Consider the following 20,045-nt stretch of genomic DNA (forward strand, 5'->3'; position numbering starts at 1 on the left):
ATGTGCACAATGCCAAGCGTCAGCCCAGCCCCTCGTGGTCTGCCCGAACACCAACAGCAAAGCCTGCTCCAGCAATGGCTGGCCATTCTCTCCGTGGCCGTGGGCGCGTTCGCCTTGGTGACCAGCGAGTTTCTTCCAGTCGGCGTGCTGAACGACGTCGCCAACGATCTGGGCATCAGTGCAGGCCTTGCCGGGCTGATGGTCACCTTGCCCGGCATCATGGCAGCCCTGGCGGCGCCGACCATTTCTGTCGGTGTCGGCAACCTGGACCGGCGCTACCTGCTGATCGGCCTGACCTTGATCATGATCCTGGCCAACGCCATCGTCGCGTTTGCCGGTAATTTTCACCTGTTGCTGCTGGGGCGCGTGCTGCTGGGGGTGAGTATCGGCGGCTTCTGGGCGACCGCCATTGCCTTGAGCAGCCGCCTGGCGCCCGATGGCGTCGGGGTGGCCAAGGCCAACTCGATCATCATGGCCGGCGTTACCCTGGCCACGGTCATCGGTGTGCCGGTGGGTACCTGGCTCAGCGGGCTGATGGGCTGGCGGATGACGTTCCTGGTCACTGCCGTGGTAGGGGTGCCGGTACTGTTGGCGCAGGTCATGCTCCTGCCCCGGTTGATGCCGGAGAAGGCCATTCGCATCAGCGACCTGCCGGCGTTGTTCATCAATCCACAGGCGCGCGTGGGCCTGATTGCCGTGTTGCTGATCGGGCTGGCGCATTTTGCCGCCTACACCTACGTGGCCCCTTTCTTCAAGCAAAACGCCGGCTTCGATGGCCCAACCATTGGCTCATTGCTGCTGCTCTACGGGGTGGCGGGGTTCATGGGCAATATCTTCGCAGGCTTTGCGGCCAACCGCAGCGTGCGGCATACCTTGCTGCTGGTGGCGCTGCTGATTGCCGTGAGCACGGCGCTGTTCCCGCACTTTGCCACTGGCATGACAGGCGCTGCGATGCTGATCGCGTTATGGGGCTTTGCCTTCGGGGCGTTTCCTGCCTGCGCGAACATCTGGATGTTCGTGGTCGCGCCCAAGGATGTGGAGCGGGGCATGCCGCTGTTCGTGGCCATGTTCCAGGTCATCATCGCCGTAGGGTCGTTCTTTGGTGGGCAGGTGGTCGATCACCTGGGCACTGGTGTGCTGCTGAGCATGGCCACGGCACTGGTAGGTTGCGGTTTCGTGACGGTGCTGGTGCTCGGGCGCAGTGTCAGTAATGCACTGGTCAGCCAGCCGGGTTGAGGGCGCTGAGCCACTCGCGTCCGTGCGGCACTGGGAGGATTGGAATGAACGCGGCGTACCGACTGTCGGTCGCATGTTCACACCCTCCAAGAAGGAAACCTGCAATGAAAGCGATGACTCGACTGTTCACTGGCCTGGCCCTGGTTGGCGCGATGGGCGCTTCTGTTGCCTGGGCCGATCAGCCCGGCGCCGACTGGAAAGTGAACAAGGATCAGGCCGAAGCTGCCCTCAAAGGCGCCGGCTACACCCAGATCACCAAGATCGAAGCCGATGACGGTCATTGGGAAGGCGAGGGGATGAAAGCTGACGGCAAGCAGTACGAGTTCAAGGTCGACCCGCGAGATGGCCGTATCGTCAAGGATGAACTGGATAACTGAGTTCAGCCTGCATTGAAAGCCCATCAGGCCCACGCACCTGCGTGGGCCTGATGCATTCGGTCAGCGGCGCAGCAGACGCGACACCACCATGGCCAGCGCGGCACCGATGGCCACGGCAGCAAACGGCTTTTCCTTGACGAAGGACGAGACGCAGTTCACGGCATCGCCGTAAGTCTTGGTCACCTGGCCAGCAGCCTGACGGCCTTCACCTTCGGCTTCCAGGGCCGGATCGTCGATCAGACGGCCTACAGCGCTCTGGGCTTTACCCGCAATGTTCTCTGCTACACCTTCGATCTGTTCGCGTTTCATGGTTCGGTCATCCTTTCGCTAACGGGATTGGTTAAATAGCAAAAGGTTAGGGCGTTAGCGCCGCCGATTGGTTCCAACCAAAGCGGCGCCAGATACTACCGCGCCGCGCACCTGCTGCGGTTACGTGCCCTCACGCACGTGCCGTTCCAAGATCCTGGGCCCGCTGCCTTCCTCGCCCAGTACATCCTGTGGGTTGCGTAGCGGGCATTGCTCCAGCGACAGGCAGCCGCAGCCGATGCAGTTGTCCAGGTTGTCGCGCAACGCCTGGAGCAGGCGAATGCGCTGGTTCAGGTCTTCTCGCCACGCACTGGACATTTCGCCCCACTGGGCTGCCGTGAGCTTGCTGTTGGGCGGGTAGCGCCCCAGCGCCTGCTTGATTTCATCCAGGGCAATACCGGTGCGCTGGGCCACCTTGATGATCGCCAGGGTGCGCAGCACCAGCGACGGATAGCGGCGTTGGTTGCCAGCCGTGCGCGTGCTGGCGATCAAACCCTTGCTTTCGTAGAAATGCAGTGCCGATACCGCGATACCGCTGCGGCGAGCCACCTCACCTACGGTAAGCATCCGTGTCGATTCTGCTGCCATGCGAGTGGATCTCCAATGGGTGTACTGGGGGGCGTCAGAACGCTGGGGGGACAGCCGCGGCGCTTGCGGGCATGCGGTCGCGACGTAACTGGTTGACCAGGCTGTAGCGATCAGCGGGGTAGAGGTTTTCGCAGACCGCCATCAGGTCGCCGTTTTCCTCGCGGTAGTGGCGCACCACGCACAGCGCCGGTGCCCCCGGCTCGGCACTTAATACACGGGCCTGGTCAAGGGTCAGTGACTGTGCCTGAACGTGCTGGTCGATCACGGCGATCACCCGCTCGTAGTGCTGCTCGATCAGGCGGGCGATCAACTGCTCGGGATGTGCCTGGGCCAGTTCGATCACCTGCGCGTAGTCGGATTGGGCATAGACGGCGCTTGCACACACCACCAAGGGGTGGCCCGCAGAGGTACTGTGCAACGCCTCGATGCAGAAGTACTGTTCCCCTGGCACCAGCCCCAGTCGCTCGGCCTCCTCAGGGGCAGCCACGAATTGGCGAACAGCGCGAATCTGACGCACGGGTGCCTGAAGATGATGCGAGAGCTCTGCCAGGCTCGCTATCGACTGCCGGTAGCCGATCTGAGGGTGGCGCGCCTCGACGCGTGTCCCAATGCGCTTGCGCCGCGACACCAGGCCCAGGCTCTGCAACTGCTCGACCGCCGCGCGAACCGTATGCCGGCTCACACCGTAGAGCGCGCACAGTTCGATTTCAGTGGGCAACAAGCCCCCGACCGGATAGCGGCTGCTGGCGATTGCCTCGATCAAGTCCTTGGCCACAGTGGCATAGCGGGCTTGGTGCATGGGTAGAACCTGTCTGGACGTTGTACAAAGGCGCCAGTGTACCAGCCGTTCGTCGCTCCCGAGCCAAGCGCCCGCCATCGCCTCATTACCCCTTGTGCGACCTCAGCAGCAATGCTGCCACCGCACAGCCGAGCAACGCCAGGCAAGCCAGGTAGAAGGCATCGCTGTAGGCCATCAGGTAGGCTTCGCGGCGAATGGTGCCCGACAACCCTTCGAGCCACTGCTGCGAATGCCAGAGCCATGTCTGCACGGTCGGATCCAGGCGTGTGTGCAGTTGCGGCTCGAACACGGTCACATGCTCATGGATGCGCGCACTGTGCAGGCGTTCGCGCGTGGCCACCAGTTGGGTCAGGCCAGCCGTGCCGATGGCGCCACCCAGGTTGCGCAGCATCGAGAACACCGCCGAGGCCGACCCGGCCTCGCGCTTGTCCAGCCCGGCCACTGCCAGCACGGACAACGCAACCATGATGAACGGCTGGCCGATACCCCGTACCACGGTGGAGGGGATGATCACATTGTCGGCACTGTCGGCCGTCAGGCTGGCGCCCATCCAGCAGCCCAGCGCCATGATCAGGAACCCGCTGGCCACCATGAACTTGGCGCTGGTCCACCGCATCAGGCGCGGCATCAAGGGCGCCAGCAGCAACTGCACGAGCCCGTAGGCGATCAACGCCACACCCACGTCCCGTGCACTGAAGCCTTGCAGTTGCGAGAGGTAGTTGGGTACCAGAAACACCAGCCCGAAGGTGGCCGCCCCGAAGATGAACATCGCCAGGCTGGCCACGCCGAAGTTGTAACGGCCCAGCAACCGCAGATTGATGAACGCGCGCGGGCCGAACAGCTGGGTCGTCACGAACAGCACCAGGGCCAATGCTGACACCACGGTCATGCCCGTAATGAACGAAGACCCGAACCAGTCCAACCGGCCGCCTTCTTCCAGCACGATCTGCAGCCCGCCCAGGCCAATCACCATGGCGGCGATGCCGAGCCAGTCACCGTGGCGCAGCAACTGCAACTTCATCGGCCTGGCCTCGATGGACCAGGCAATGGCGCACAGCAGGGCAATACCAGGAAACAGCTGCAGGTAGAAGATCCAGCGCCAGGAGTACGCATCGGTCAACCAGCCGCCGATCGAAGGGCCCGCTGCCTGCGCCACGCTGTTGGCCAGGCTGAACAACGCCATGCCCATGGCCATTCGACTGGCCGGCAGTTCGGTGATGATCAGCTGGAACGACAGCGGGATCAGCACGGCGCCGGCGGCGCCCTGGATTACCCGGATCACGATCATGGTTTCAAGGTTCGGCGCCCACGAACAGGCCACCGACGCGATCAGGAAGACCAGCGAGCCCGTCCACATCACCCGGCGCAGGGAGAACACCTCCACCAGCCAGGCCGTCAGGGGGATCATCACGATCTCTGCCACCAGGTAGGCGGTGGATATCCATGACCCTTCCTCGAAGCTGGCGCCCAGCGAGCCGCGTATCTCGGGCAGTGCGGCACTGGTGACGTGCACGTTCATGCCGGCCATGAAACAGCCGAACAGCCCGCCCAGCACAGCCACCCAGGCGCGCAGGGATACCGGTTGTTCAGCGCGCATCGGCAGGCTCCGGCGTGCGCGTGTCGACGGTGGTCACCACCGACATGCCGGGCAGTATCTGCGGCCCGTTTACGGGCAGGTCGAGCAGGATGCGCACCGCAAAACGCTGGACGATCTTGGTGAAGTTGCCTGTGGCATTGTCCGACGGCAGCAACGCGAAAACATTGCCCGAGGCCGGCGAGAAGCTTGCTACGTGACCTTCGAATGCCTGGCCACGGAAACTGTCCACCTGTACCTGTACAGGCTGCCCTGGGCGCATCCGAGCCAACTGGGTTTCCTTGTAGTTGGCGACGACATAGGCCTGCGCGACCGGCACCACTGCCAACAACGGCTGGCCCGGCACCACGTATTGCCCTGCACGCACGTGGCGCTTGCCCACCACGCCTGCCACCGGTGCGCGCAGCACGGTGTCCTGGGCGTCCTGTTCGGCCAGTCGGCGTTCGGCCCTGGCGCTTTCGAAGGCGGCCAGGTGCTGCTGCAGGTCAGCCTTGGCCTGGGCAGCGCCGGCCTTGGCCATCCGTTGCTGCGCCTGTTGTTCCCGCCATGCTGCCTTCGCCCCTTGCTCGACAGCCTTGGCCTGGTTGGCAGCGGCCAGCGCCTGCTCCAGCCGTTGGGTCGTGGCTGCCTCGTCGCGTACCAGGCCTTGGTAGCGTTGCAGGTCCAGCTGGCTGCGACGACGTTCGGCGCTGGCACTGTGCACGGCGGCCTCGGCCTTGAGGGTGGCCTGCGCCTGCTGCTCGATGCGCTGCACGGCCAGCTCGCGGCGAGCCCGCGCCGCGTCTATGGCCGCCTGCGCCTGATGTTCGGCAGCGCGCGCGCGATCCCTGCGGGCCTGGTAATCGCGATCCTGCAACCGGACCAGCACAGCGCCGGCTTCAACCGGCTGGTCGTCTTCGACCTCCACCGTTGCCACATAGCCCGCCACGCGCGAACTCAATGCAACCCAATCGGCGCGGATGTAGGCGTCGTCGGTACTCTCCAGGTAGCGCCCGGTGGAGAACCAGTAGCCAGCGAGCGCCAGTAGCGCCAGCACGCCCAGGCATGCGGCTGCGCTATAGAGCAACCGCCGTCGTGTGCGAAGGGTCGCCTGCTCGGCAGTCGGGGTTGAGGGGTGCGTTTGTGCAGCAGCGTTCATGGTGGGGTTCCATTGTCCAGTGGAGGCGGTTGCGCTTTGCAAGCGTCGGCGGAGCCTTGGGCGTGGCGGCTTCACCACCCGCCGCCCAGTGCGCGGAACAGGTCGATCTGGGCACTGGCCACCTTGCCGCGCGCCTCGATGAGCTGGTCATGCAGGGCGATCAGCTCGCGTTCGCTGTCAAGCAGGGCCAGCCCGTCCTGGGTGCCCGCACGGTAGCTGGCCTGTGCCAGGGCGAAGCCGCGCTGGCTGTGCTCGAGCGCAGCCTGCAGCGAAGACAGGTGCTGCTGCTCGCCGGCATGGCGGGCCAAAGCCTGGCGCACATCCTTCAGGGCCTTGAGCGCCACGCTGCGGTAGTGAGCGCGCTGGGCCTGCTGCAAAGCCTGGGCCTTGCCCAACCGGGCGCGGTTGGCTTTCAGGTTGGGAAATTCCCAGCTGATCAATGGGCCGACGCCAAAGGTGATGGCGCGGCTAGCCCCCAGGCCACTGATGTGACGGTCAGCGCTAGCCAGTTGGGCGCCAAAAAGAACCTTGGGGTACAGGTCGGCGCGCACGATGTCCGTTTCCAGGCCGGCGGCTTCCAACGCTTGTTCAGCCTGGCGTACGTCGGGGCGCCGTTCGAGCAGGTGCCAGCCATCGCCTGTGGGCAGCGTTGCCGTGAGCGAAGGGATGGCAGCGCAGGGGTGTGTGCGATCAACCGTGGCGTCACCGGCCAGGGTGCTCAGCTCGAACAGCGCCACCTGGCGCCGCGCCTCGAAAACAGGTATCCGGGCGCGCACCTGTTCACGCAGGCCGAGCAGCCGCTCGCCGTCCAGCGCCGTGGCGATGCCGGCCTGACGCTGGCGGTCGCTCAACAGCAGGCTGCGATCAAGGGTGCGCAGGGCTTGCCTGGCCTGGCTCAGGCGGGCGGTGTAGACGCATTGTTCGATGTAGGCACGGCTGGTCTGGGCGGCCACCAGCAGTCTCACGGCATCGTGCGCGGCGTTCGCAGCCTGCGCTTGCGCCTTGGCGCGATCGATTTGGGCTTGCGCCTGCCCCCACACGTCCACCTGATACGCCAGCGCCACGCCCGGATTGAAGTGCCAGGAGGCGGAAGCATGGCTGTCACGGGCCTGGGCCAGGGTCTGATCGTCACTGTCCCTGCCGTAGGTTGCAGCAATACCCAGCGAGGTAGCAGGCAGGCGCTGCGCCTCAAACTCGCCGATGCCAGCCAGCAGTGCCCGCACGTTGGCTTCGGCCTGGGCCAGGTCCTGGTTGTTGGCCAATGCGCGCTCCACCCAGCGTCCGAGTTGCGGGTCCTGGTACAACTGCCACCAGCGCTCGGGCAAAGGCTGCGCGCTAACCCCGGCCTGGGTCTCGGCCAAAGGGTTGACCCGCATGGCCGCCGGGGGCTGTTCGGAGGCGACAGGGTGCATGCAACCTGCCAGCAGGCCGAACGTCAGCACAGCGCAAAGCTGTACGGGGGAGGGGATCATCAACGAAGTGGGCATCATGAACATCGCTTGTCAGTCATGATGCAACGTTAGCGAGACCGGTCAGGTCAAGGCTGCCGTAAGCGGGACAACCGTGCGCGCCAGCGGGACAATTCGAACCGCTTCAGCGGGGGCGTGCGCTCCCGTCCTGCCAGTCGCTGGGCGCGTATCCCAGAATACGCCTGAACATGGCTGCAAAGGCGCTTGGGCTCTGGTAGCCGTGTTCGAGCGCCACGGTGATGATCGGACGGCCTGCCGCCAGGCACTGCTGGCTCAGCATCACCCGCGCCCGAGCGCGCCACTGGCCGTGGGACATGCCCAACTCGCGCTGAAACAGCCGGGCCACATTGCGCGTGCTCATGTTCAGCGCAGTGGCGCACTCTTCAAGCGAATGCGCCTCGGCGGGTGACCGCAGCATGCGCTCGCACCAGGCCCTCAGGCGCGCGTGCGTCGGCATTGCAACGAACGTGTCGATGCGCCTTGCATGGGCGAGCTCGCCGAGAATGAGCGCCCGTACGTGCTCGCCCTCCCGGACACCGAGCATTCGCGAGGCTGCCAGGATCAATTCACGCAGCAACCCCGTCACCACGATCACCTGGCAGTGGCCGACATGGGGCGCCAGCAGCAGGGAGCGCATGCTGACGACGCCTTCCATGACAATGGCATGGCTGACGCCGGCCGGCACCCACAACGCATTACCCCCATGGATCACCCAGCTTCCCGAATCGGTACTCACATGCACAATGCCACTGGCCGCGTAGATCAGTTGGTCGTGGGCGTGGCAGTGGCTGGCGACGTGATCGCCGGGGGCGTAATCCATTTCGAGTGTCTGCATGTGGGGGATCCATCGTTGGAATGGATCCAATTGTAAAGGGGGATCGTGTGTGGAGGTTGCAAAGGGTGGGGTAGTGTGCGGTTTGAATGTGACTGAATTGCTTGATTCTAGGAAAAGATAAGAATTTATTGCGAGCTATTTGGTTTTCACAGTTCACATTCTATTAACGAGCGAAGTGTGTGGGGAGCACTGGGTGGTCTATCCCCGCAATGCCGGCTCGCCATGGCGGTCGGCATGCAGGGAATTGGAAGTTACAAGCCGGCCTCAAGCGCGAGTAGCGCGTCAATGGTCTGCCGACGGCGGATCAAGCGTACGGCTTGGCCTTCGATCATCACCTCTGGCAGCAAAGGCCGGCTGTTGTAGTTGGACGACATGGAGGCGCCGTAGGCACCGGCATCGTGAATCACCAGCAAGTCGCCAACCACGGCCTGGGGCAAGTCCTGAGGGCAGAGCGCCTGTTCATCCTGAGTGAACACGTCCCCCGATTCGCACAGTGGGCCGGCGACCACGGTCGGTTGCCGCGGGCGGTCTACGGGGTGGCCGTCGGCATCGAGCAGGGTCATGGCATGGTAGGCCCCGTACATCGCAGGACGCATCAGGTCGTTGAAGCCAGCATCGACCAGCACGAATGTGTTGCGGCCCACCTGCTTGACGGCACGGACTTCGGTCACCAGATAGCCCGACTCGGCTACCAGAAAACGCCCTGGCTCGATCTCCATGCGCACCGGGTGGCCGAGCACGGCTTCGATTTCCTGCCGTGCCACTGCCCAGGTTTGCGCATAGCGCTGCAGGTCCACCGGCGTGTCGGTATCGCGGTATGGCGTCGAGAGCCCACCGCCGATCGAGAACGCTTCGATGTCGGTGTCCAGGCGCGCGATCAGCTCGATCATGGCACGAGCCACCTGTTCCAGATGGGAGTAGTCAACGCCAGAGCCGATATGCATGTGCACGCCTACCAGGTGCAGGCGATGGGCCCGGATGCAGGCGAGCGCCTGCGGCAGGTCCTCGTGCCAGATGCCATGCTTGCTGTTCTCGCCCCCGGTATTGGTCTTGCGGCTATGGCCATGGCCGAACCCTGGGTTGATGCGCAGCCAGACACGGTGCCCTGGCGAGTGCTCGCCCAACTGGCGCAGCATGTCGATGGAGCCTGCGTTGACTTCGATCTTTTCCGCGACCGCGCGCGCCAGGGTGGCGCGGTCCAGCACGTCGCAAGTCAGCACCACCCCCGCAGGCTCGCCCGCCACACTGGCGCCGGCTGCAAAGGCGCGTTCCATTTCCCCGAGCGACACCGCATCGAGCACCAGCCCGTGCTGGCGCATCAAGCGCAATACCTGCAGGTTGGGGTTGGCCTTCTGGGCGAAGCGTACAGTGTCGAATGGCTTGAGCTGTTCTATCCGGCTGATGATGGTGGCGGCGTCGTAGGCCCACAGTGGTGAACCGTGCTGGCGAACGGCGTCGGCAAGCACAGAGTAGGGATGGTTCATGATCGAAGGACTCGGGACAGGGGGAAGTAGCGAGCATGGCCCGTAGACTCGATTCAGAAAAATAGCTATTTTTGCGCCACCCATTCAGACCTGATATGACCTGTGAATACCGTCGGTGCTGCCATGAAACTCTCCGCCCGCCACATCGAAGTGTTCCGCGCCATCATGGTCTCGGGCAGCGTGACGGGCGCGGCGCGTCTGCTGTTCACCTCGCAGCCGACGATCAGCCGTGAGCTGGCGCGGCTAGAGCACGTGACCGGCCTGCATCTGTTCGAACGCACGGCCGGTCGCTTGGAAGCCACCGCCCAGGCGTTGCTGCTGATCGATGAAGTAGAGCGGGCGTATGTAGGCCTTGAGCGCATCGATCGTTTTGCCCAGGCCATTCGCAATTTTCAGCAGGGCCAGTTGGCCGTCACCTGCCTGCCGTTGTTTTCGCAGACGCTACTGCCCAAGGTCTGCCAGCGTTTCCACAAACAGCACCCTGGGGTGAGCGTGAGCATCGTGGCCCAGGAGTCACCGTTGCTGGAAGAGTCCCTGGCCACCCAGCAGCACGACCTGGGCCTGACGGAGGTCGCGCAGATACCCCGCGGGGCGAGCGGGGAATTGCTGTTCAGCGCCAACATGGTCTGCGTGCTGCCTGAGCACCATCCGTTGCAGGCCAGGTCACGGCTGAGCCTGGCGGACTTCCATGAGATCGATTTCATCAATCTGGCCAGCCTGGACACCTATCGCCAGCGTCTGGACCACCAGTTTCGCGCGGCCGGGGTGAACCGTCGCACGGTCATCGAGACCACCAGCGCCGCCTCGGTGTGCGCCATGGTCAGGCAGGGCCTGGGCGTCGCCATCATCAACCCCCTGAGCGGGCTGGAGGCGGCCCAGAGTGGTTTGCCCATCAGGCCGCTGGAGATCTCGATCGCCTACCAGGTGATGCTGGTCAGGCCAGACCACCGGCCGGCCTCGGCGGCGGTCGAGCCGTTCTGTCAGACACTGCGCGAGCAGGCGCAGGCGATGCAGCGCGCACTGGCCTAGCCCCTGCGGCCTATGGCAAGCCTGCGCAGTGATCGGTGGATTAGAGTTCGCAGATGAACGTGCCGGTGCCGCTCAGGATGTTTTCCAAGGTTTGCCTGATCTCGTCCAGATCGCTCAGCGTGCTGGTCAGGTTGATCTGAAGCACCTCATCACCGCGCAAGGCGTCCCGGTCACCTGCCGCCACTTCGATCAACAGGCCACTTGCGCTCAAGGTCACTTTCAAGCCGTCCAGGGTCGAGGGCTCATCATCCAGGGTCAGGTCGACCGTGTCTTCGTCGGGGTAGCGGGTCAGCAGGAACATCTGGCCTTTGTCGCTGTGGCAGCACAGGGTGGCCATGTTGTCCTCCTCTTCATCGCAGGGGGTGGCGAACAGCACGGCGGTGTCGATTTGCATGGCGGGCTCGGATCAAAGGAAACGGAAGGGAATTCTGACAGTCTTGCTTACATGCATAAACGTAAAGTTACCGCCCCTTGAACGAAATTGTCGCAGCGCTGCAAGCCTTGATGACCGGTCAGTCGTTAAGCTTCGCCCAGTCCTGGGCGTGCATGCGCACGCTCAACGCCTGGTTTTCATCGTTCGCCCTGCCTGCAATCGTCTATCGTTGATCCCGGCACGGCGCACGCAGCGACGCTTCAACTATTACAAAGCCCAAGCGGAGTACCACAGATGGCGTTCTTCACCGCGGCCAGCAAAGCCGACTTCCAGCATCAACTGCAAGCGGCCCTGGCGCAGCACATCAGCGAACAGTCCCTGCCACAAGTGGCGCTGTTCGCCGAACAGTTCTTCGGCATCATCTCTCTGGACGAACTCACCCAGCGCAGGCTTTCCGACCTGGCCGGCTGCACCCTGTCGGCCTGGCGCATCGTCGAGCGTTTCGACCCCGAGCACCCGCAGGTGCGCGTGTACAACCCCGATTACGAACGCAACGGTTGGCAGTCGACCCACACGGTCGTCGAGGTGCTGCACCATGACCTGCCGTTTCTGGTGGACTCGGTCCGCACCGAGCTGAACCGCCGTGGCTACAGCATTCATACGCTGCAGACCACGGTATTGAGCGTGCGCCGCAACGCCAAGGGCGAATTGCTGGAGCTGCTGCCCAAGGGTACCCACGGTGAAGGGGTTGGGCACGAGTCGCTGATGTACCTGGAGATCGATCGCTGCGCCAACGCTGCAGAGCTGAGCGTGCTGGCTCGGGAAATCGAGCAGGTGCTGGCCGAGGTCCGCGTGGCGGTCGATGATTTCGAGCCGATGAAGGACAAGCTGCGTGAAGTCGTGGCGCTGGTCGAGCAGACCCCGTACGGGCCGGCCCAGCACGAAAAGGGCGAGGTCAAGGCGTTCCTGGAGTGGTTGCTGGACAACCACTTCACCTTCCTGGGGTACGAAGAGTTCACCGTCCAGGCCGATCAGGCCGGTGGCCAGATGGTTTACGACGCGCAGTCGTTCCTTGGGCTGCCGCGTCGCCTGCGCGTTGGCTTGACCCCCGAAGAGCTGCGCATCGAAGACTACGCCGTGGCCTACCTGGCCGAGCCGCTGCTGCTCTCCTTCGCCAAGGCTGCGCTGCCAAGCCGGGTACACCGCCCGGGCTACCCTGACTACGTGTCCATCCGTCAGCTCGATGCCTCGGGTAACGTGCTCAAGGAACACCGCTTCATGGGCCTTTACACCTCCACGGTGTATGGCGAAAGCGTGCACGCCATCCCCTACATCCGGGTCAAGGTCGCCGAAGTGGAGCGCCGTTCCGGCTTCGATACCAAGGCTCACCTGGGCAAGGAACTGGCGCAGGTGCTCGAGGTGCTGCCGCGCGACGATCTGTTCCAGACGCCGGTCGATGAGCTGTTCAGCACGGTCATGTCCATCGTGCAGATCCAGGAGCGCAACAAGATTCGCGTCTTCCTGCGCAAAGACCCGTACGGGCGCTTCTGCTATTGCCTGGCCTATGTGCCGCGTGAAATCTATTCCACCGAGGTTCGGCAGAAAATCCAGCAGGTGTTGATGGAACGCCTGAAGGCCAGCGATTGCGAGTTCTGGACCTTCTTCTCCGAGTCGGTACTGGCCCGTGTGCAGCTGATCCTGCGCGTGGACCCGAAGAACCGTATCGACATCGACCCGCAGCAGCTCGAGCGTGAAGTCATCCAGGCCTGCCGTTCCTGGCAGGACGATTTCTCGGCGCTGGTCGTGGAGAACTTCGGCGAAGCCCAAGGCACCAACATCCTGGCCGATTTCCCCAAAGGCTTCCCGGCTGGCTACCGCGAGCGCTTCGCCGCCCATTCGGCGGTGGTGGACCTGCAGCATGTGCTGGCCCTGTCGGAAAGCAAGCCACTGGCCATGAGTTTCTACCAGCCGCTCACGCGGGTTGGCGAGCGCACCCTGCACTGCAAGCTGTACCACGCCGACACCCCTCTGGCGCTGTCGGACGTACTGCCGATTCTGGAAAACCTCGGCCTGCGCGTGCTGGGAGAGTTCCCCTATCGACTGCGCCACGCCAATGGCCGCGAATACTGGATTCACGACTTCGCCTTCACCTACAGCGAAGGCCTGAGCCTGAACATCCAGGAACTCAATGACACCTTCCAGGATGCATTCATCCACATCGTCGGCGGCGATGCCGAAAACGATGCCTTCAACCGCCTGGTGCTGACCGCGGGCCTGCCGTGGCGCGACGTGGCATTGCTGCGTGCCTATGCACGCTACCTGAAACAAATCCGTCTGGGCTTCGACCTGGGCTACATTGCCAGCACGCTGAACAACCACACCGACATCGCGCGCGAGCTTACCCGCCTGTTCAAGACGCGTTTCTACCTGGCCCGCAAGCTGACCCAGGACGACCTCGAGGACAAGCAGCAGCGCCTTGAGCAAGCGATCCTCAATGCGCTGGACGAGGTGCAGGTGCTCAACGAGGACCGCATCCTGCGTCGCTACCTGGACCTGATCAAGGCCACCCTGCGCACCAACTTCTATCAGCTCGATGCCAACGGCCAGAACAAGTCGTATTTCAGCTTCAAGTTCAACCCCAAGCTTGTGCCCGAACTGCCCAAGCCGGTGCCCAAGTTCGAGATCTTCGTCTATTCCCCTCGGGTCGAGGGTGTGCACCTGCGCTTTGGCAACGTTGCGCGCGGCGGCCTGCGCTGGTCGGACCGCGAGGAAGACTATCGCACTGAGGTGCTGGGCCTGGTCAAGGCGCAGCAGGTGAAGAACTCGGTAATCGTACCTGTCGGCGCCAAGGGTGGTTTCCTGCCACGTCGCCTGCCACTGGGCGGCACGCGTGACGAGATCGCGGCAGAGGGCGTGGCGTGCTACCGCATCTTCATCTCGGGGTTGCTCGACATTACCGACAACCTCAAGGACGGTGGCGTCGTGCCGCCGGTCGGCGTGGTGCGTCACGACGATGACGACCCGTACCTGGTCGTGGCGGCCGACAAAGGCACCGCCACGTTCTCGGACATCGCCAACGGCATCGCCATCGACTATGGCTTCTGGCTGGGTGACGCCTTCGCATCGGGTGGCTCGGCAGGCTACGACCACAAGAAAATGGGCATCACCGCCCGCGGTGCCTGGGTCGGCGTGCAGCGTCACTTCCGTGAGCGCGGCATCAACGTGCAGGAAGATCCGATCACGGTGATCGGTGTGGGCGACATGGCCGGCGACGTCTTCGGTAATGGCTTGTTGATGTCCGACAAGCTGCAACTGGTAGCGGCCTTCAACCACCTGCATATCTTCATCGACCCCAACCCGGAGCCGGCGTCCAGCTTTGCCGAGCGCAAGCGCTTGTTCGACTTGCCGCGTTCGGCGTGGACCGACTACGACACCAGCATCATGTCCGAAGGCGGTGGCATTTTCCCGCGTAGCGCCAAGAGCATCGCCATCACGGCGCAGATGAAGGAACGCTTCGCCATCGAGGCCGACCGCCTGACGCCCACCGAGCTGCTCAATGCACTGCTCAAGGCGCCCGTTGACCTGCTCTGGAACGGTGGCATCGGCACCTACGTCAAGGCCAGTGGCGAAAGCCACGCCGACGTTGGCGACAAGGCCAACGACGCCTTGCGTGTCAACGGCAACGAGCTGCGCTGCAAGGTGGTAGGCGAGGGCGGCAACCTGGGCATGACCCAGCTTGGCCGGGTGGAATTCGGCCTGCACGGCGGCGCCACCAACACCGACTTCATCGACAACGCCGGCGGCGTGGATTGCTCCGACCACGAGGTCAACATCAAGATTCTGCTCAACGAGGTTGTGCAGGGTGGTGACATGACCGAGAAGCAGCGCAACCAGCTGCTCGGTAGCATGACCGAGGAAGTGTCCGGCCTGGTGCTGGGCAACAACTACAAGCAGACCCAGGCGCTGTCGCTGGCAGCGCGTCGCGTGCGCGAGCGCATTGCCGAGTACAAGCGCCTGATGGCCGACCTCGAGGCCCGTGGCAAGCTTGACCGGGCCATCGAGTTCCTGCCTTCCGAGGAACAGCTGGCCGAGCGCCTCGCCGCCGGCCAGGGCCTGACCCGTGCAGAGCTCTCTGTACTGATCTCCTACAGCAAGATCGACTTGAAGGAGCAGTTGCTCAAGTCCCAGGTGCCGGACGACGATTACCTGACCCGCGACATGGAAACCGCGTTCCCGCCGTCGCTGGTCAGCAAGTTCGCCGACTCCATGCGCCGCCACCGCCTCAAGCGCGAGATCGTCAGCACCCAGATCGCCAACGACCTGGTCAACAACATGGGCATCACTTTCGTGCAGCGGTTGAAGGAATCGACCGGCATGAGCCCTGCCAACGTGGCCGGGGCTTACGTGATCGTGCGCGACATCTTCCACCTGCCGCACTGGTTCCGTCAGATCGAGGCGCTGGATTACCAGGTCCCCGCCGAGATCCAGCTGACCCTGATGGACGAACTGATGCGCCTGGGTCGTCGAGCCACGCGCTGGTTCCTGCGTAGCCGTCGCAATGAGCAAGACGCTGGCCGTGATTGCGCCCACTTTGGGCCGAAGATCGCCCAGCTTGGGCTCAAGCTCGACGAACTGCTCGAAGGCCCGACCCGGGAACGCTGGATGGTGCGTTACCAGAGCTTCGTCGATGCGGGGGTGCCGGAGCTGTTGGCACGCATGGTGGCCGGTACCAGCCATCTGTACACCTTGCTGCCGATCATCGAGGCGGCTGATGTGACCGGTCACGAGCCGGCGCAGGTGGCCAAGGCGTTCTTCGCCGTGGGCAGCGCGCTTGACCTGACCTGGTACTTGCAGGAAATCAGCAATCTGCCGGTGGAGAACAACTGGCAGGCCCTGGCCCGGGAAGCCTTCCGCGACGACATCGACCTGCAACAACGCGCCATCACCATCTCGGTATTGCAGATGGCCGATGCACCGCAGGACATGGATGCCCGCGTCGCGCTGTGGGCCGAGCAGCATCGGGTGATGGTGGAGCGCTGGCGCGCCATGCTCGATGACCTGCGCAGCGCCTCGGGCCATGACTACGCGATGTATGCAGTGGCCAACCGCGAACTGGTCGATCTGGCCATGAGTGGGCAGGCGACTGTAATGCCGTCCTGAGTCATTGCTGTAATGAAAAAGCCCCGGCCGTGATGCCGGGGCTTTTTTGTGGGTGAGGTGTTGGGCGATTGGTTATGGAATGACGGTCAACGGGGCGCGCAGCGGCCCCAGTCATCTGTGATGCAGAACTCAAGTACCGAGGCCGCTGATGCCCGCCGCCGGCACCGAGCAGCACCCATAAGCCAACGATAGAGACAGGCGTTGCTCACGATGTCTGCGCTCAAACCCTACGACATCACCAGACCAAGCCCGCCACTGCCTTACTTGAACCGCCGCTCCACACCCTTCTCCACCAGGATCTTGGCCGATATTTCTTCCACCGAAAAATGCGTGGAATTGATGTTGGGAATGTTCTCGCGGCGGAACAGGCTCTCGACTTCTCGCACCTCGAATTCGCACTGGGCGAAGCTCGAGTAACGGCTATTGGGCTTGCGCTCGTGGCGAATGGCGGTCAGCCGGTCGGGGTCGATGGTCAGGCCGAACAGCTTGCTGTGATGCTTTTTCAGCACCGCCGGCAGTTGCAGGCGCTCCATGTCGTCTTCGGTCAGCGGGTAGTTGGCCGCGCGGATGCCGAACTGCATGGCCATGTACAGGCACGTCGGGGTTTTGCCGCAACGGGACACACCCACCAGGATCAGGTCGGCCTTGTCGTAGTAATGGGTGCGAGCGCCGTCATCGTTGTCCAGGGCGAAGTTCACCGCCTCGATGCGCTCCATGTAGTTGGAATTGCCACCAATGGAGTGGGATTTGCCCACCGAATACGAGGAATGGGCGGTCAACTCCTGCTCCAGCGGGGACAGGAACGAGGAGAAGATGTCGATCATGAACCCATTGGAGGTGGCGAGGATCTCGCGGATGTCCTGGTTGACGATGGTGTCGAAGATGATCGGCCGCATGCCGTCGCGCTCGGCCGCCGCATTGATCTGCTGAACCATGTTGCGCGCTTTTTCGGGGGAGTCGATGTAGGGCCGGGTGAATTTGCTGAAAGGAATGCTCTCGAACTGCGCGAGCAGGCTCTGGCCCAGGGTCTCGGCAGTGATGCCGGTGCCGTCGGAGATGAAGAACGCGGTTCGTTTCATTTGCGATCGGGGCCTTAGTGATGATGACGTTTCTTGATTATGATAAGTTCGCTTTGCCGAATGCGGCTGTCGGCATTCTCACTTATTTTCCAGGTACAGGCCACATGCGTCCGGCCCAGTCAAGAAGACAGGCGGGCGCCGTTGAGCTTTTCCAATACAGCTAGTGGAGAGATCACCTTGGTAGAGTACGTAGTTTCCCTCGAAAAGCTCGGCGTCCATGATGTGGAGCATGTGGGGGGCAAGAACGCATCCCTGGGCGAGATGATCAGCAATCTTGCCGGTGCCGGCGTGTCCGTGCCGGGCGGCTTTGCCACTACGGCTCAGGCGTACCGTGATTTCCTCGAGCAAAGTGGGCTCAACGACCGCATCCATGCGGCGCTCGATGCCCTGGACGTGGACGATGTCAACGCCCTGGCCAAGACCGGCGCGCAGATTCGCCAGTGGGTGATGGAAGCCGAATTCCCGGCGCGCCTAGATGCCGAGATCCGTACCGCCTTCGCCGAAATGGCCAATGGCAACGACAACATGGCCGTGGCCGTGCGCTCCTCGGCCACCGCCGAAGACCTGCCAGACGCCTCGTTCGCCGGCCAGCAGGAAACCTTCCTCAACATCCGCGGCGTGGACAACGTGATCCGTGCTGCGAAGGAAGTGTTCGCCTCGCTGTTCAATGACCGTGCCATCTCCTACCGTGTGCACCAGGGCTTCGACCACAAGCTGGTCGCGCTCTCGGCTGGCGTGCAGCGCATGGTTCGCTCCGAAACCGGTACCGCCGGCGTGATGTTCACGCTGGACACCGAGTCGGGATTCCGTGACGTCGTGTTCATCACCGGTGCCTACGGCCTGGGTGAAACCGTGGTCCAGGGCGCGGTCAACCCTGACGAATTCTACGTACACAAACACACCCTGCAGGCTGGCCGTCCGGCCATCCTGCGCCGCAACCTGGGCAGCAAGGCGATCAAGATGGTCTATGGCGAAGAAGCCAAGGCCGGTCGTTCGGTCAAGACGGTTGAAGTCGATCGCGCCGAGCGTGCCCGCTTCTGCCTGACCGACGACGAGGTCGTTGAGCTGGCCAAGCAGGCGATGATCATCGAGCAGCATTATCAGCGCCCGATGGACATCGAGTGGGCCAAGGACGGTGACGATGGCCGGTTGTACATCGTCCAGGCCCGCCCCGAGACCGTGAAAAGTCGCGCCAGCGCCAACGTCATGGAGCGTTACCTGCTCAAGGAGAAAGGCACCGTACTGGTCGAGGGCCGCGCCATCGGCCAGCGCATCGGCGCCGGCAAGGTCCGCGTGATCAACGACGTGTCCGAGATGGACAAGGTGCAGCCAGGCGATGTGCTGGTCTCGGACATGACCGACCCGGACTGGGAGCCGGTGATGAAGCGTGCCAGTGCCATCGTCACCAACCGTGGCGGGCGTACCTGCCATGCGGCCATCATTGCCCGTGAACTGGGTATTCCGGCGGTCGTCGGTTGCGGCAACGCTACCCAGATTCTCAAAGATGGGCAGGGCGTGACCGTCTCCTGCGCCGAAGGCGATACCGGCTTCATCTTCGAGGGTGAACTGGGCTTCGACATCAAGCAGAACTCGGTGGACGCCATGCCCGAGCTGCCGTTCAAGATCATGATGAACGTCGGCAACCCGGACCGCGCCTTCGACTTCGCCCAGCTGCCCAACGCCGGTGTAGGCCTGGCGCGCCTGGAATTCATCATCAACCGCATGATCGGCGTGCACCCCAAGGCATTGCTCAACTACGCCGGCTTGCCGGCCGACCTGAAGGACAGCGTCGACAAGCGCATCGCCGGTTATGACGACCCGGTCGGTTTCTATGTGGAGAAGCTGGTCGAAGGCATCAGCACCCTGGCAGCGGCGTTTTATCCCAAGAAAGTGATCGTGCGCCTGTCGGACTTCAAGTCCAACGAGTACGCCAACCTGATCGGCGGCAAGCTGTACGAGCCCGAAGAAGAAAACCCGATGCTGGGCTTCCGTGGAGCCTCGCGCTACATCAGCGAGGCGTTCCGCGATTGCTTCGAACTCGAGTGCCGCGCACTCAAGCGCGTGCGCAACGAAATGGGCCTGACCAACGTCGAGATCATGGTGCCGTTCGTGCGTACCCTCGGTGAGGCCAGCCAAGTGGTCGACCTGCTGGCTGAAAACGGCTTGGCCCGTGGCGACAACGGCCTGCGCGTCATCATGATGTGCGAACTGCCGTCCAACGCCATCCTGGCCGACGAGTTCCTCGAATACTTCGACGGTTTCTCCATCGGATCGAACGACCTGACCCAGCTGACGTTGGGTCTGGACCGTGATTCGGGCATCATTGCCCACCTGTTCGATGAGCGAAATCCCGCGGTCAAGAAGCTGCTGGCCAACGCCATCGCGGCGTGCAACAAGGCCGGCAAGTACATCGGCATTTGCGGTCAGGGCCCTTCGGATCACCCAGACCTGGCCAAATGGCTGATGGAGCAGGGCATCGACAGCGTATCGCTGAACCCGGACTCGGTGCTCGAAACCTGGTTCTACCTGGCCGAAGGCCAAAGCGCGACCTGATACCGCAAAACGCGAGGGGCGTCTG

At 63.3% G+C, this 20,045-nt stretch carries 16 protein-coding genes; 6 read left to right on the forward strand and 10 right to left on the reverse strand.

Annotated features, from left to right (window positions below; all coding sequences use genetic code 11):
- Positions 1-9: 9 nt before the first annotated feature.
- Together B2Y33_RS22800 and B2Y33_RS22805 are read left to right on the forward strand one after the other, a co-directional pair.
- Positions 10-1,236, forward strand: a complete 1,227-nt coding sequence (locus tag B2Y33_RS22800) for an MFS transporter (protein WP_027916527.1) — start codon at positions 10-12, stop codon at positions 1,234-1,236.
- A 104-nt stretch (positions 1,237-1,340) separates the two neighbouring features.
- Positions 1,341-1,613, forward strand: a complete 273-nt coding sequence (locus tag B2Y33_RS22805; RefSeq protein ID WP_027916528.1) for a PepSY domain-containing protein — start codon at positions 1,341-1,343, stop codon at positions 1,611-1,613.
- Between the two features lie 60 nt (positions 1,614-1,673).
- Here the strand turns inward: B2Y33_RS22805 and B2Y33_RS22810 are convergent, their stop codons facing one another.
- The 8 genes from B2Y33_RS22810 to lysA form a co-directional block, all read right to left on the reverse strand.
- Complete coding sequence (locus B2Y33_RS22810; RefSeq protein WP_023533700.1) at positions 1,674-1,922, reverse strand: CsbD family protein; 249 nt, start codon at positions 1,920-1,922, stop codon at positions 1,674-1,676.
- 120 nt (positions 1,923-2,042) lie between these two features.
- Positions 2,043-2,507: a redox-sensitive transcriptional activator SoxR gene (soxR, locus tag B2Y33_RS22815; RefSeq protein WP_033695215.1), complete on the reverse strand. Its 465-nt coding sequence runs from the start codon at positions 2,505-2,507 to the stop codon at positions 2,043-2,045.
- A gap of 34 nt (positions 2,508-2,541) precedes the next feature.
- On the reverse strand, positions 2,542-3,306 hold the full coding sequence (locus B2Y33_RS22820; RefSeq protein WP_059183183.1) for a GntR family transcriptional regulator: 765 nt from the start codon (positions 3,304-3,306) through the stop codon (positions 2,542-2,544).
- An 85-nt stretch (positions 3,307-3,391) separates the two neighbouring features.
- The gene (locus B2Y33_RS22825; RefSeq protein WP_059183182.1) at positions 3,392-4,903 is read right to left on the reverse strand and encodes an MDR family MFS transporter; all 1,512 of its coding nucleotides are present in this window, start codon (positions 4,901-4,903) and stop codon (positions 3,392-3,394) included.
- On the reverse strand, positions 4,893-6,038 hold the full coding sequence (locus tag B2Y33_RS22830; protein ID WP_196110529.1) for an HlyD family secretion protein: 1,146 nt from the start codon (positions 6,036-6,038) through the stop codon (positions 4,893-4,895). Before B2Y33_RS22830 ends, B2Y33_RS22825 begins: the two co-directional genes overlap by 11 nt.
- Positions 6,039-6,109: 71 nt before the next feature.
- Positions 6,110-7,525, reverse strand: coding sequence for an efflux transporter outer membrane subunit (locus B2Y33_RS22835; RefSeq protein ID WP_376744000.1), 1,416 nt, complete (start codon positions 7,523-7,525; stop codon positions 6,110-6,112).
- Between the two features lie 106 nt (positions 7,526-7,631).
- The gene (locus B2Y33_RS22840) at positions 7,632-8,342 is read right to left on the reverse strand and encodes an AraC family transcriptional regulator (RefSeq protein WP_088523051.1); all 711 of its coding nucleotides are present in this window, start codon (positions 8,340-8,342) and stop codon (positions 7,632-7,634) included.
- A gap of 251 nt (positions 8,343-8,593) precedes the next feature.
- Positions 8,594-9,826, reverse strand: a complete 1,233-nt coding sequence (gene lysA, locus B2Y33_RS22845) for a diaminopimelate decarboxylase (RefSeq protein ID WP_196110530.1) — start codon at positions 9,824-9,826, stop codon at positions 8,594-8,596.
- A gap of 123 nt (positions 9,827-9,949) precedes the next feature.
- Here lysA and B2Y33_RS22850 point away from each other — a divergent pair, with 123 nt between their 5' ends.
- The gene (locus B2Y33_RS22850) at positions 9,950-10,855 is read left to right on the forward strand and encodes a LysR family transcriptional regulator (protein WP_027916536.1); all 906 of its coding nucleotides are present in this window, start codon (positions 9,950-9,952) and stop codon (positions 10,853-10,855) included.
- A gap of 40 nt (positions 10,856-10,895) precedes the next feature.
- Here the strand turns inward: B2Y33_RS22850 and B2Y33_RS22855 are convergent, their stop codons facing one another.
- Positions 10,896-11,249 (reverse strand): hypothetical protein, encoded by a 354-nt coding sequence (locus tag B2Y33_RS22855; protein ID WP_145280826.1) that lies wholly within the window; start codon positions 11,247-11,249, stop codon positions 10,896-10,898.
- A 77-nt stretch (positions 11,250-11,326) separates the two neighbouring features.
- On the opposite strand from B2Y33_RS22855, the gene B2Y33_RS22860 reads away from it, so the two are divergent.
- Together B2Y33_RS22860 and B2Y33_RS22865 are read left to right on the forward strand one after the other, a co-directional pair.
- On the forward strand, positions 11,327-11,461 hold the full coding sequence (locus tag B2Y33_RS22860; protein ID WP_255212324.1) for a hypothetical protein: 135 nt from the start codon (positions 11,327-11,329) through the stop codon (positions 11,459-11,461).
- Between the two features lie 61 nt (positions 11,462-11,522).
- Positions 11,523-16,388: an NAD-glutamate dehydrogenase gene (locus B2Y33_RS22865; RefSeq protein WP_027916538.1), complete on the forward strand. Its 4,866-nt coding sequence runs from the start codon at positions 11,523-11,525 to the stop codon at positions 16,386-16,388.
- A gap of 260 nt (positions 16,389-16,648) precedes the next feature.
- Here the strand turns inward: B2Y33_RS22865 and ppsR are convergent, their stop codons facing one another.
- The gene (gene ppsR, locus B2Y33_RS22870) at positions 16,649-17,467 is read right to left on the reverse strand and encodes a posphoenolpyruvate synthetase regulatory kinase/phosphorylase PpsR (RefSeq protein WP_027916539.1); all 819 of its coding nucleotides are present in this window, start codon (positions 17,465-17,467) and stop codon (positions 16,649-16,651) included.
- Between the two features lie 177 nt (positions 17,468-17,644).
- Between ppsR and ppsA the strand changes: the two genes are divergently transcribed.
- Entirely contained in the window at positions 17,645-20,020 is a 2,376-nt protein-coding gene (gene ppsA, locus B2Y33_RS22875; RefSeq protein WP_206406037.1) for a phosphoenolpyruvate synthase, read from the forward strand.
- Positions 20,021-20,045: the final 25 nt, after the last annotated feature.

This window comes from Pseudomonas sp. UBA5666 (genome assembly GCF_002420785.1).
GTDB lineage: Bacteria > Pseudomonadota > Gammaproteobacteria > Pseudomonadales > Pseudomonadaceae > Aquipseudomonas > Aquipseudomonas fulva.